This window comes from Bradyrhizobium sp. U87765 SZCCT0048, from assembly GCF_018131225.1.
GTDB lineage: Bacteria > Pseudomonadota > Alphaproteobacteria > Rhizobiales > Xanthobacteraceae > Bradyrhizobium_A.
This window is the reverse complement of record NZ_JAFCMM010000001.1, coordinates 1,502,049-1,514,390: the sequence shown is the minus strand read 5'-3', so window position 1 is coordinate 1,514,390 and position 12,342 is coordinate 1,502,049. Positions and strand designations below refer to the sequence as shown.

Annotated in this window: 13 protein-coding genes; 6 read left to right on the top strand and 7 right to left on the bottom strand. The window is 67.0% G+C overall.

From position 1 onward, the window contains the following. Nucleotides 1-12 precede the first annotated feature (12 nt). Genes JQ639_RS06550 through JQ639_RS06530 form a run of 5 tightly spaced genes read right to left on the bottom strand, consistent with a single transcriptional unit; the run spans nt 13 to nt 5,407 of the window. The gene (locus JQ639_RS06550; RefSeq protein WP_211970380.1) at nt 13-1,545 is read right to left on the bottom strand and encodes an ABC transporter ATP-binding protein; all 1,533 of its coding nucleotides are present in this window, start codon (nt 1,543-1,545) and stop codon (nt 13-15) included. After that, nucleotides 1,545-2,228, bottom strand: coding sequence for a biuret amidohydrolase (biuH, locus tag JQ639_RS06545; RefSeq protein WP_211970379.1), 684 nt, complete (start codon nt 2,226-2,228; stop codon nt 1,545-1,547). Before biuH ends, JQ639_RS06550 begins: the two co-directional genes overlap by 1 nt. A 31-nt stretch (nt 2,229-2,259) precedes the next feature. Next, entirely contained in the window at nt 2,260-3,189 is a 930-nt protein-coding gene (locus JQ639_RS06540) for an ABC transporter permease (protein WP_211970378.1), read from the bottom strand. Nucleotides 3,190-3,191: 2 nt separating this feature from the next. Further along, on the bottom strand, nt 3,192-4,265 hold the full coding sequence (locus JQ639_RS06535) for an ABC transporter permease (RefSeq protein ID WP_211970445.1): 1,074 nt from the start codon (nt 4,263-4,265) through the stop codon (nt 3,192-3,194). A 35-nt stretch (nt 4,266-4,300) separates the two neighbouring features. Beyond that, nucleotides 4,301-5,407, bottom strand: a complete 1,107-nt coding sequence (locus JQ639_RS06530; protein ID WP_211970377.1) for a BMP family ABC transporter substrate-binding protein — start codon at nt 5,405-5,407, stop codon at nt 4,301-4,303. 394 nt (nt 5,408-5,801) lie between these two features. Between JQ639_RS06530 and JQ639_RS06525 the strand changes: the two genes are divergently transcribed. Further along, entirely contained in the window at nt 5,802-6,587 is a 786-nt protein-coding gene (locus JQ639_RS06525; protein WP_211970376.1) for a thioesterase family protein, read from the top strand. Here the strand turns inward: JQ639_RS06525 and pdxR are convergent. Then, nucleotides 6,584-8,116 carry a MocR-like pyridoxine biosynthesis transcription factor PdxR gene (pdxR, locus tag JQ639_RS06520; protein ID WP_211970375.1) on the bottom strand — a complete coding sequence of 511 codons (1,533 nt, stop codon included), beginning with the start codon at nt 8,114-8,116 and terminating at the stop codon, nt 6,584-6,586. The two genes, JQ639_RS06525 and pdxR, sit on opposite strands and share 4 nt — an antisense overlap. A gap of 127 nt (nt 8,117-8,243) precedes the next feature. Here pdxR and JQ639_RS06515 point away from each other — a divergent pair, with 127 nt between their 5' ends. From JQ639_RS06515 to JQ639_RS06505, 3 genes are read left to right on the top strand one after another with little or no spacing between them, the layout of a single operon-like run. Then, entirely contained in the window at nt 8,244-9,134 is an 891-nt protein-coding gene (locus JQ639_RS06515) for an EamA family transporter (protein WP_211970374.1), read from the top strand. A gap of 30 nt (nt 9,135-9,164) precedes the next feature. Then, nucleotides 9,165-9,626, top strand: a complete 462-nt coding sequence (locus tag JQ639_RS06510) for a MarR family winged helix-turn-helix transcriptional regulator (RefSeq protein WP_211970373.1) — start codon at nt 9,165-9,167, stop codon at nt 9,624-9,626. Beyond that, the gene (locus JQ639_RS06505; RefSeq protein WP_211970372.1) at nt 9,623-10,396 is read left to right on the top strand and encodes an enoyl-CoA hydratase; all 774 of its coding nucleotides are present in this window, start codon (nt 9,623-9,625) and stop codon (nt 10,394-10,396) included. Before JQ639_RS06510 ends, JQ639_RS06505 begins: the two co-directional genes overlap by 4 nt. Here the strand turns inward: JQ639_RS06505 and JQ639_RS06500 are convergent. Beyond that, a complete protein-coding gene (locus tag JQ639_RS06500; RefSeq protein WP_211970371.1) occupies nt 10,366-11,301 on the bottom strand; it encodes a transcriptional regulator GcvA in 936 nt (311 codons plus the stop codon). The two genes, JQ639_RS06505 and JQ639_RS06500, sit on opposite strands and share 31 nt — an antisense overlap. Before the next feature lie 92 nt (nt 11,302-11,393). Here JQ639_RS06500 and JQ639_RS06495 point away from each other — a divergent pair, with 92 nt between their 5' ends. Together JQ639_RS06495 and JQ639_RS06490 are read left to right on the top strand one after the other, a co-directional pair. Further along, on the top strand, nt 11,394-11,618 hold the full coding sequence (locus tag JQ639_RS06495) for a DUF1127 domain-containing protein (protein ID WP_371745183.1): 225 nt from the start codon (nt 11,394-11,396) through the stop codon (nt 11,616-11,618). A gap of 52 nt (nt 11,619-11,670) precedes the next feature. Continuing rightward, entirely contained in the window at nt 11,671-12,309 is a 639-nt protein-coding gene (locus JQ639_RS06490; protein WP_249123673.1) for a GNAT family N-acetyltransferase, read from the top strand. Nucleotides 12,310-12,342 lie beyond the last annotated feature (33 nt).

Genomic DNA, 12,342 nt, shown 5'->3' with positions numbered 1-12,342 from the left:
GCTTGCGCCGGGCTAGTGGCCGGCCATGTGCCGGCCGATCTCGGTCAGGTCCGCATCGCTGGCCCGCGCCTCGTAGACGAGGCGGCCGTGAAACATGACGACGATGCGGTCGGACAATTCCAGCAGTTCGTCGAGATCCTCGCTGACGAGGAGCACCGCCGCCCCGCGGTTGCGCGCAACCATGATCTCGGCATGGATCTGCGCGACCGCCGCGAAGTCGAGGCCGAAACAGGGATTGGCGGCCACCAGAACCTCGACGTCGCCGGCGAGTTCTCGCGCCAGCACGGCGCGCTGGACATTGCCGCCGGACAGCGCCGCGATCGGCGTGTCGGGCGTGCGGGTCTTGATCTTGTAGCGCGCGATCTTGTTCTCGGCGTTGGCCTGGAACGCGGCACCGTTGCGCCAGAAGCCGCCGCGGGCGAACGGCGCGCGGTCGAACTCGCGGAAGGCGAGATTGTCGGCGACGCTCATGGTGCCGACGCAGGCGTTCTTGAGCGGCTCCTCGGGCAGCAGCGACATCTTGTGCCGGCGCATGTCGGCGCGGGTGGCGCGATAGCGGTCGCCGCCGATCCGGACCTCGCCGCCTTCGGCGTCGCGCTGGCCGGCGAGCACCTCGACGAGCTGGCGCTGGCCGTTGCCTGACACGCCGGCGACGCCGACGATCTCGCCGGCGCGCACGTCGAGGGAGACGTTGTCGACCGCGATGGCGCCGGCATCGTCACGGGCGCTGAGCGCAGCGATCGCAAGGCGCGCGTCGCCAAACGTGCCGGTGCGCGGCGGCTGCACCGTCAGTTCTTCGGCGCCGATCATGGTGCGGGCCATGGCGTCCGGTGTCAGGTCGGCGACGCGGCCCTGGCCTGCGAGCTTGCCGCGGCGCAGGATGGTGACGTCGTCGGCGAATGCCATGACCTCGCGGAACTTGTGGGTGATCATCAGGATGGTGAGTTCGCCACGCTCGACCATCTGGCGCAGCAGGCCGAGCACCTCGTCGGCCTCGGCGGGGGTCAGCACCGAGGTCGGCTCGTCGAGGATCAGGAAGCGGCGCTGCAGGTAGAGCTGCTTGAGGATTTCGCACTTCTGCCGCTCGCCGGCCGAGATCGCCGAGACGCGGGCGTGCAGCGGCACCTTGAACGGCATGCGCTGCAGGAACGCTTCCAGTTCGCGCGTCTCCCTGGCCCAGTCGATCACCGCGGGGAGCGTGTCGCGGGCGAGCACGAGGTTCTCGGCGACCGTCATCGCTGGCACCAGCGTGAAGTGCTGATAGACCATGCCGAGGCCGAGCGCGTGTGCCGCGCGGGGATTGCCGATGCGCTGCTCGCGTCCGCTGACGACGATATCGCCCTCATCGGGCTGGTAATAGCCCATGATGCACTTGACGAGCGTGCTCTTGCCGGCACCGTTCTCGCCGAGCAGGGCGTGAAAGGAGCCGGGCCGCACCTTCAGCGAAATGGCGTCGAGCGCAACGAAGTCGCCGAACCGTTTGGTCATCGCGACAGCCTCGACCCCGATCGGGTCGGGCGCGGGCGGGTGCAGGTCGACAGGCATCAGCCGATGGCCTCGATGAACGCGGTGGAGGTCGAGACGGCGCCGAACACGCCGCCCTGCATCCTGATCATCTTGAGGGCATGCTCGTGATTACCAGGATCGGTGGCGCCGCAGCAGTCTTCGAGCAGCACGCATTCGAAGCCGCGGTCGTTGGCCTCGCGCATGGTGGTGTGGACGCAGACATCGGTGGTGATGCCGGTCAGCACGATGTTGTCGATGCCGCGCACCCGCAGGATCAGTTCGAGATCGGTGGCGCAGAACGAGCCCTTGCCGGGCTTGTCGATGATCGGCTCGCCTGCGATCGGCGCGAGCTCGGGAATGATCTCCCAGCCCGGTTCGCCGCGCACCAGGATGCGGCCGCAGGGACCGGGATCGCCGATGCCGGCGCCGATCTGGCGCGAGCGCCAGCGCTTGTTGGCGGGCAGGTCGCTGAAGTCGGGGCGGTGGCCCTCGCGAGTGTGGATGATGTGAAAGCCGCGGCGGCGCATGACGGCGAGCAGGCGGCTGATCGGCGCGATCGGTGCGCGGGTCAGCGACAGGTCGTAGCCCATCTTGTCGACATAGCCGCCGACGCCGCAGAAGTCGGTCTGCATGTCGATGACGATCAACGCCGTATTCTGCGGGCGCAGGTCGCCATTGTATGGCCAGGCGTAGGGCGTGGACGCGATATGGGTCTCGGTCATCGGCGGCGGCCTCGTTGCATGCGGGACAGCGTCATTTGGTGATCGACAGCTCGGCCGGCGCGCCGGTCAGCGTGCGCCTGGGCGAGCAGGTGAGGATCATGATCAGCAGCGTCAGGATGTAGGGCGCGGCGTTGAACAGGTGATAGCCCGAGGTGATGCCGACGGACTGCAGCGCCGGGCCTAGCGCTGCGGCGCCGCCGAACAGCAGCGATGCCCACAGGCACAGCATCGGATCCCAGCGTGCGAAGATCACCAGCGCCACGGCGGTGATGCCCTGGCCGCTGGACAGGCCCTCGTTCCAGCTGCCGGGATAGAACAGCGACAGGAACGAGCCGCCGATGCCGGCGAGAAATCCGCCGGCCATGGTGGCGCGCATGCGGATGGCGTTGACCGAGTAGCCCATGGCGCGCGCCGCGTCGGCGCTTTCGCCGGCGGTGCGGATCAGCAGGCCCCAGCGCGTCGTCTTCAGCGCCCACACCAGAACAGGCGCGAGGACAAGGCCGATCAGGAACAGGATGTTGATCTTCAGCGCCGCACGCAGCTGCGGGATGTCGCTCCACCACGCGAGATCGAGCGCCGGCAGGTGGGCCGCGGTCGGCTCGATCAGCGGCTTGCCGAGGAAGAACGCAAGTCCGGTGCCGAGCAGCATCAGGGCGATGCCGAGTGCGATATCGTTGACCCGGGGCAGGCCGCAGATCGCCGCATGCAGCGCGCCGAGCAGGGCACCGGCGCCGCCGGCGGCGAACACGCCGAGCCAGGGTGATCCCGTGAGGTACGACACGCCGTAGCCGCTCATGGCGCCCATCACCAGCGTGCCCTCGAGGCCGAGATTGATGCGGCCGCTGCGCTCGGTGATGCATTCGCCGAGGCTGACGAACAGGAAGGGCGTGCTGACGCGGATGGCACCGCCAAGCACGGCGAGTGGAATGGTCCATAGCCCGATCGCGGAGGCGTCCGCCATGGTCAGCTCCTCCCCTTGAACAGCCGCCCGAGCCGGCCATATAGCGTGTCGCTCGCCAGAACGCAGACGAAGATGATGCCCTGCAGCACCAGCACGGAGGCGTCAGGCAGGCCGAGGCGGCGCTGCAGCAGGCCGCCGCTGGCGCTGATGCCGCCGAGCAGGATCGCCACGGGAATGATGGCGAGCGGATTGTGGCGGGCGAGGAACGACACCAGGATGCCGGTGAAGCCGTAGCCGATCGCGAGGTTGGCGTTGGCGCGGCCCTGCACGGCGGCGACCTCGACCATGCCGGCGAGCCCGGCCGCACCGCCGGCGAGGAAGCAGGTGATCAGGATCAGCCTGCCGACGCCGAGGCCAGCGATTTTCGCGGCGCGGATGTTGCCCCCGGCAACGCGGGCGGCGAAGCCGAACGTCGTTTGGAAAATCAGGACATAGGCGAGGATGGCGACGACGAGGCCGAAGACGAGGCCCCAATGGATGTCGGTGCCGGGAATGGCGCCCATCATGTTGGCGGCGCCGATCTCTCGCGTCGACGGCTTGTTGAGGCTGGTCGGATCGCGCATCGGCCCTTCGACCAGATGGTTGAGGACGGCGAGCGCGATGTAGACGAGCAGCAGGCTGGAGATGGTTTCGTTGACGCCGCGATAGTGGCGCAGTCCTCCGGAGAGCATGATCCACAGCCCGCCGCCGGTCATGCCGGCCGTGGCCATCGCGCATTGCACGACGAGCGGCGGGGCGGCCGGCATCATCAGCGCCGCGCCGCTCGCGGTCAACGCGCCGATCAGCAATGCGCCTTCGCCACCGATGATCACCATGCCGAGTTGCGCAGGCAGCGCCGTGCACAGCGCCGTGAGGATCAGCGGCGCGGCGCGGGTCAGGGTGTTCTGCCAGGAGAACCACGTGCCGAACGCGCCCTGGTACATGTAGAAATAGAGGTCGAGCGGGCTCTTGCCGTACAGCGCCACGAAGATGCCGAACAACCCCAGTGCGACGACCAGCGCCAGTACCGGGATCACGACATAGTCGGCATTTTCGGTGATGCGCCGGCGCCAGCCGGCCGCGACGCCGGCGGGCATGCCGGACGTCGCGAGCGGCTTGTCGACCTCGATGGTCACGACGTCGCCCCGATCACGCCCTCGACCAGGTAGTCCATCTTTTCGAGTTCGGGATCGGTCTGGCCGCGCTCGGTGCCGGCGGTGATCACCGCCTTGCCCTTGTTGTCGCTGATCGGGCCCTTGAAGATGGTGTAGGTGCCGGCGGTCAGCTGTGCCTTGACGTCGTCGGCATGCTTGCGCGCGGCCTCCGACACCATCGGGCCGTAGGGCGAGACCTTGACGAGGCCTTCCTTGAGTCCGCCGCGATAGAAGTTCGGAATGGTCTCGCCGGCGGCGAGCATCTTGACGAAGCGCGGGTACAGCACTTCCCAGTTCCACTCGGCGCCGGTGAGATAGGCCTGCGGCGCGAGCGTCGACTGGTTGACATGATAGCCGCCGACCATCGCTCCGCGGCGCGCGGCGTTCTCGACGATGGTCTTGGGGCCGTCGACATGGCAGGTGATGACATCGACGCCCTGGTCGATCAGGCTGTTGGTAGCCTCCGCCTCCTTGACCGGCATTGACCAGTCGCCGGTGAAGATCACCTGCACGGTCGCCTTGGGATTGGCGAGGCGCGCGCCGAGCGTGAACGCGTTGATATTGCGCAGCACCTGTGGGATCGGCTTGGCAGCGACGAAGCCCAGCTTGCCGGACTTGGTGCTGTAGCCGGCGACGATGCCGCTGACGTACTGAGCCTCGTCGATGTAGCCGAAATAGCTGCCGGCGTTCTTGGGATCCTTGTCGGACCACAGGCCGCCGCAATGCTCGAAGCGCAGCTTCGGGAATTTCGCGGCCATCTTGATCATGTGGGGGTTGTAGTAACCGAACGAGGTCGGGAAGAGCAGCGTCGCGCCGTCCAGGTTGATCATCGACTCCATGGTCTTCTCGACCGCGTCGGTCTCCGGCACCTTTTCTTCTTCGACGACCTTGATGTCGCCGAGCTTTTTCAGCGCGGCCGCGCCGAGCGCGTGCGCCTGGTTGTAGCCGTAGTCGTCGCGGGAGCCGACATAGATGAAGCCGATGGTGGTGTCCTTGGCGAGCGCGGGCTTGAGTCCGGCCGCCGCGCCGAAGGTGAGGGCTGCTCCGCCCTGCAGGAGATGGCGTCGAGAAAGCTGAAAAGGCATGGTGTCATCCCTCCGAAGGGCGATTGCCGCCACATGCTGCGCCCCGCGCCCAGCGGCGGGGCCGTTAACGGGATCGCAAGCTTCGTGCCAATGGCGAGGGAATGGGCGAGCCGAGCCAATCAACTGTTTTATTTATTGTTTTTTCAATTGTCTTGAAGCTCAAAAATCTGCCACGCGTGTTTGTGTCTAAAAAATAGCCAATATCTAATCGTTGTATGCAATGGGAACGTGCAGGGTTCCACGGGGCCGGCTGATACTGGGATCCCCCGCGGGGGTGGCGCTGCATGGCAGGTGTGTCGGTCTGTCCCGGGGCGAGGCGCTTGCTGCATTGCATGATCTTTGTCATTCAAAGCGTGGCGTCCACCCCGGTGGGTGGGCGATGAGCGGAGTGGCCATGATCGATCTTGCGACCCTGTTGAGCGGACTGACGGCGGAAGGCGATGGCCATGCCATAACCGTGACCGAGGATTGGCTGCAGGGGCGCACGATCTATGGCGGTCTTGGTGCTGCGATCTGTGTCGAGAGCACGCTGCGGCTATGGCCCGACCTGCCGCCGCTGCGCTCGGCGCAGTTCGCCTTCATTGGGCCGGCTACCGGCCGGCTGACGGTGCGGCCAACCATTCTGCGGCGCGGGAAATCGACGACGTTCGTCGCGGCGGATCTGGTGGGCGAGAGCGGTCTCGCCACGCGCGCGATTCTTTGTTTCGGCGCCGCGCGCGCATCCGTGCTGTCCTATGCCCAGGTGGCGATGCCCGACGTGGCGCGCTGGGATGCGTGTCCGCGGTTCTTTCCCGAAAATCCGCCGATCGCATTCGCGCGGCATTTCGACAGTGGGCGCGCGGGTCCCGGCGAACTGATCCAGGGAGGCGACGATCCGACTCTGCTGGTGTGGCTGCGTCATCGCGGCGAAGCGCCGGCATCGATCACGTCGCTGGTGGCGCTGGCGGACGCGCTGCCGCCCGCCGCCATGGTGATGTTCCGCAACCATGCGCCGATCAGCACCATGACCTGGGACATCGATATTCTCACCGAGCGGCTCGACACCACCGACGGCTGGTGGCTGGTGCGCTCGCAGGCAGAGCATGTCGCCGACGGTTATTCCGGCCAGGCCATCACACTGTGGAATGCGGCCGGCGAGCCGGTTGCCGTCTCCCGCCAGAACATCGCGATCTTTATCTAGCGACGACGAGCGCCGGGCTTGTCGGCCCGGCGCAGGATTGCACCGAGACGCGCCGTCGCTATCTCGATCGCCCTGGGCTCGTAGCCGCTAAAGCCCAGGATCAGGCCGCTGCGTTTTGGCGCGCCGGCATAGAGCGGGCTGATCGCACGGACGATGATGCCGTCGGCGCGGGCTAGGCGCTCGACCGCGGTGTCGGAGTGGCCGTCGCGGAAGTCGGCGACGAGATGCATGCCCTGCTCGGGAATGTCCACGGCCAGTTCGTTCGCGCAGTGTCGGGCGAGTGCATGCACCAGCGCGTCGCGCTGTGACCGGAAGCGGACCCGTGTGCGATGGATATGCGCCGCGAAATGCCCATCGCGCATGAATGCCGAGGCGATCGACTGTTGCAGGCTGGGCGGCTGGCGGTCGATCAGCGTCCGCATTGTGACGAACCTGTCGACCAGTGCTCGCGGCAGCACCGCATAGCCGAGGCGCAATCCCGGAAACAGTGCCTTGTTCAGCGTGCCGACGTAGATCACGCGCCCGTCGCGATCGAGCCCTTGCAGCGACGATAGCGGGCGGCCAGCATAGCGGAATTCGCTGGCATAGTCGTCCTCGATGATCCAGCTCTGCTGGCTGCGCGCCCACGACAACAGTTCGATCCGGCGCGGCATCGCCATCACCCGGCCGGTGGGATACTGGTGTGACGGCGTCACGAATGCTGCGCGGGCGCGCGGCGCCAGCGTGGTGCCGTCGGTAACGCGCAGGCCGTGCTGATCGACCGGGACCGGCTGGGCGCGGATGCCGGCTATCGCAAGCGCTTGTCGCGTCAACGGGTAGCCGGGGTCCTCGACCCACACCTTGTCGTCCGGGTGCAGCAGCACGCGAATGATGATGTCGATCGCATGCTGCGTGCCCGCGGTGATCAGGATCTGGTCGGCGGTGCAGTCCACCGCGCGCGCTGCACGCAGATAGTCCGATACGGCCTCCCTGAATTCGGGCAGTCCCCGCGGATCCGAATAGCCGAGGTCGTCGGCGCCGAGCGTGCGGACCGCGTGATGGGACAGCCTGCGCCACATCTCGCGGGTGCGGGGATCGAGCGTGGTGCGTCCCGTGTTGAAGGGGCGGGTTTCGCAGGGCGTCGGATTGTCGAGAATGGCATCGACGCGGCGGGTTTTATCGATCACGGGTGCGGCTTGCCGCGCATCGGCGCGTCGCGGGCGCTCGATGGCGGCCGGCAGATCGGACGACACGAACGTGCCGGAGCCGATGCGGCTCATGAGATAGCCTTCGGCCTGCAGCTGTTCACAAGCCTCGATGACCGAACTGCGCGCGACCTGCAGACGGGTCGCCAGCGCGCGGGACGATGGCAGCCGGGTTCCGGGCTGTAGCCGTCGCATCAGAATCGCCGAGCGGATCTGCAAATAGATCTGATGGACGACCGGCGTGTCGGTCGTGCGGTCGATCGTTTGCCAGTCGTACAGGCTCGACCAATCCGCTCGGGAGCGGGAGGCGGGTTTGGCGGCGGGACGTGCGGAGAGGCGGCCCATGGCAAAGTGGTCTGCCCGAAATTCGGAACTGGACGTTCAGACCATACCACTATCACGCTAGCCTCGCTCCCGCCATCGCCGGCCGAACGAGGCCGATGTTCTGGCCGACGCGGCGGGGAGGGCTTGCATGAAGCTGCGGTACATGGCGATGGCGGCGCTGACATCAGTTGTATGGGGGCTGGCCTTTGTCGCAACCAAGCTGGCTTTGCAGAGCTTCTCGGCGTCCCAGCTCACCGCGCTGCGGTTTCTGATCGCGAGCCTGCCTGTTCTGATCGTGCCGCGCCCGCCGATCGGCTGGCCGATGCTGGTGACCGTCGGCCTGACATTGTTTACCGGACAGTTCCTCCTGTTGTTCTTTGCATTCGAGCAGGGGCTGTCGCCGGGCCTCGCATCGGTCACGCAGCAGATGCAGGTGTTCTTCACCGTGGCGCTGGCGGCCGTCTGGCTGGGCGATCTGCCCGGCGTGCGGCAGTGCATTGGAATGGTCGTGGCGTTTGGCGGCCTGCTCCTCATCGGCCTGACGGTCGGCGATGATCTGCGGCCCGTCGCCCTGGCGCTTGCTCTCGGCGGCGCCTTCAGCTGGGCGGTGGGGAACGTGCTCGTCAAACGTCTTCCCGGCGTGCCGGTGTTTCCGCTGATCGTCTGGGCGAGCCTTGTTCCGCCGTTGCCGGCGCTGGCGTTGTCCGCGGTCAAGGGCGAACCTCCGCTGTGGGATGCGGTCGCGGTGGCGTCGTGGCCCGCTCTGTGCGGTGCGATCTACCTCGGTGCGGCAGCGACAATGGCCTATGCGATCTGGGGACGATTGCTCCAGCGCTTTCCGGCGGGCGCCATCGCTCCCTTTGCGCTGCTGTCGCCTTGCGTCGGCGTGCTGACCTCGGCGGTGGTGTTCGGGGAGCTGTTCGCTCCCGCGCGCTTTTGCGGGATGGCGCTGATTTTCGCGGGGGTGGTGATCGTGATGCTGCCGGTCCGCGGGATGGCGGCGCGGCCGGCGGCCGCCGGGCGGCAAGAAATATCTTGATATTTCGCATGCGAAATATATTGTCCCGCCATGACCGCTCCCGACCGCCGCCTTGTCTTTCTGTTGTCCGTCGGACAGCGCCGCCTGCAGCGCTGGGTGGAGCAGCAGATGGCGGCCGAGAACGGGCTGACGTCGGCGCAGTCCGGCGTGCTGTTCTATCTCGGCCGCAATGACGGCGCGCTGATCGGCGATGTCGCGGCGGCGCTCGATCTCGTGCCGTCGGCGATGTCGGGGCTCGCCGACCGCATGGAGCGTGCCGGCCTCCTCGAACGCCGGCCGGACAGCGCCGACGGTCGTGCATGGCGCGTCTACCTGACGGAGGCCGGGCTGTCGGCGCGCAAGCGCGCGGTGGCGCGAACGCAGGCGCTCAATGCGCGGCTGATGGAAGGCTTTTCCGACAAGGAAATCGATGTGGTTGCGCGCTGGCTCACCAGCCTGCAGGACAAGTTTCCCAAAGATATCTCCAAGGACCAGGAAGGAAAGATCCGATGACGGAGCATGTGAAGACCGAGCTCGATGGTGGCGTGTTGACCGTGACGCTGGCCCGCGCCGACAAGAAGAACGCACTGACGGACGCGATGTACGGTGCGCTCGCAGACGCCCTCGACCGGGCAGAGAGCGATGCCGCCGTTCGCGTCGTGCTGCTGCAGGGTGATGGCGACAGCTTCACCGCGGGCAATGATCTCGCCGACTTCGCCGCGCAGTCGACCGGCTCGTTCAGGGGCGAGAAGCAGGTGTTCCGCTTTCTGCGCGCGCTCGCCAAGGCGAGCCGGCCGATCGTTGCTGCCGTGCAGGGTAATGCCGTCGGCGTCGGCACCACCATGCTGCTGCATTGCGATCTCGTGTACCTCGCCGATACCGCCCGGCTGATGACGCCGTTCGTCAATCTCGCTCTGGTGCCCGAGGCCGCCTCGAGCCTGCTGCTGCCGGCGCGTGTCGGTCATGCCCGCGCCTATGCGATGTTCGCGCTCGGCGAGCCCGTCGACGGGGCGACGGCGGTCAATATCGGTCTCGCCAACGCAGTGGTGCCGGCGGCGGATCTGCGCGCTCGGGCGCGCGCCGCGGCCGATGCGCTGGCCAAGCGTCCCGTCGGAGCACTGGCGCACACCAAGGCGCTGATGCGCGACCGCGAGACGATCGCCGAGCAGATGAACCGCGAAGGGGTGATTTTCCAGGAGCGGCTGAAGACGGCGGAGGCGCGCGAAGCGTTCACGGCCTTCGCCGAGCGCCGTCAGCCGGACTTCTCCAAGGTGACGGGATAATCCCGTCCCGGCTGGTCGCCGCGCCTCGCGGCAGCGACCAGCCACGAGCGGAACGCACTAAGTTTCGGATTGTCGGCGGCCGCGTGCGGGGCCACCAGGTAGAAGCCCGCGTCGGCCGGCAGCGCAATGTCGAAGGGGACGATGAGTCGCCCCCGGTCGATGTCGTCCTGGACGTAGGAGGTCCGGCCGATGGCGACGCCGAGGCCATCGATCGCGGCCTGCACGGTCATCAGGTTGAGATCGAAGGTCGGGCCATGACGGGCCATATCGATGGGCAGGCCGGCGGCGGTCAGCCACAGGCGCCAGTCGTCGCCGGAGCTGCTGGTGTGCAGCAGCACATGATGGGCAAGATCATCCGGGCGGCGCAGCGGCCGGGCGCCATCGCGCAGCGCCGGGCTGCACACCGGAAACAGTTCGTCCGCAGTCAGCCATGTCGCATGCAGTCCGGGCCACTGGCCGCGGCCATAACGGATTGCCGCATCGACATCGCCCTTGCGAAAATCGACGGGATCAGTCGACGTCGTGATGCGTACGTCGATGCCGGGATGGGCCTCCTGGAATGAGGCGAGGCGGGGCAGCAGCCATTTTGCCGCAAACGAGGCCAGCGTGCTGATGGTCAATACGGGGCTGGCGTCGCGTCGCAACAGCCGGTCGGTCGCCAGCCGTAGATCCTGGAAGGCGGCGCGGACCCCGGGCAGGTAGTCGCGCGCTGCCGCCGTCAGGGTGAGGGCGCGGTTCTTGCGGACGAACAGCTGCAGTCCGAGTTCTTCCTCCAGCCGGCGGATCTGGTGGCTGATCGCGGTCTGGGTCACGTTCAGCTCGGCGGCGGCCAGGGTGAAGGACAGGTGGCGAGCTGCGGCTTCGAACGCCCGCAGGCCGTTGAGCGATGGCAGGCGCGCCGTCATGGCCGTCGTTTCCCTCGCATGAAATTATCTCATACGTTTGCGGACAAAGTGTCGTTTGTCAACGGGCCTGCGCAGGCGGATAAAGCTCCGTATTGAGCGAACAGGAGGCCAAAATGTCTGTCTGCAGCCATCATGAGATGACAAATCATCATGATTTCGGTGCCGTCGAGCGGCTCGGGGAGCTGCTTCACATCTGGCGCCGGCGGTTCGTGGAGCGCGGTGAACTCGCAGCGTGGACCGAGCGAGACCTGAACGATGTCGGGCTGTCGCGGGACGACGTCGCCCTTGAGATCGACAAGCCGTTCTGGCGGGCGTGAGCCCGCCGTCGCCGGCCCCGCGCCAGGAAAAGAGGGACAAGAGGATCGCATCATGGCCAGCGCCGCGATGATGGAATGGCTTCACAGCCATCACGACGACCTCAGCCGCTTCGCCGACGTGCTGCGGTTGCGCGACGGCCGCTCGCTGACGGTGCGGTTCGTCGAGCCGCGGGATCGTGCGGGGTTGCAGGCCTATTTTGCCGCCATGGCGCCGGCGGCGCGCTACAACCGTTTCACCGGTGCGAGCAGCGGGCTGTCGGGCGGCGAGTTCGATCGCCTGCTACAGCTCGGCGAAGGCGACCGCTACGCGGTGGTGGCCGAGATGACGATCGATGGCGCGACGGTGATCGTCGGCGAGGCGCGCTATATGTACGACGAGGCTGCCGATCGCGTCGAGTTCGGGCTGTCGGTGGGAGATGCATTCCGCGGCCTTGGCATCGGCTTTGCGCTGCTGTCGAACCTCGAGTGTCGCGCGGCGGCTCTCGGCGCGCATCATCTGATGGGGGATACGCTCGGTACCAACATCGAGATGCAGTCGCTGGGGCGCAAGGCCGGTTTCCACTTCACGCGCACGCCGGGCGACTGGCGCGAGGTCCGCCTCCTGAAGGAGGTGCATCCGGTGGCCGATATCCCCTGCGCCTCGTGGCGCGACTTCGCCACGGAAAGCCAGACAGGGCGCATCGACGCCTGACACGCGTATTGTCATGCCTGCAAAAAGAAAGAG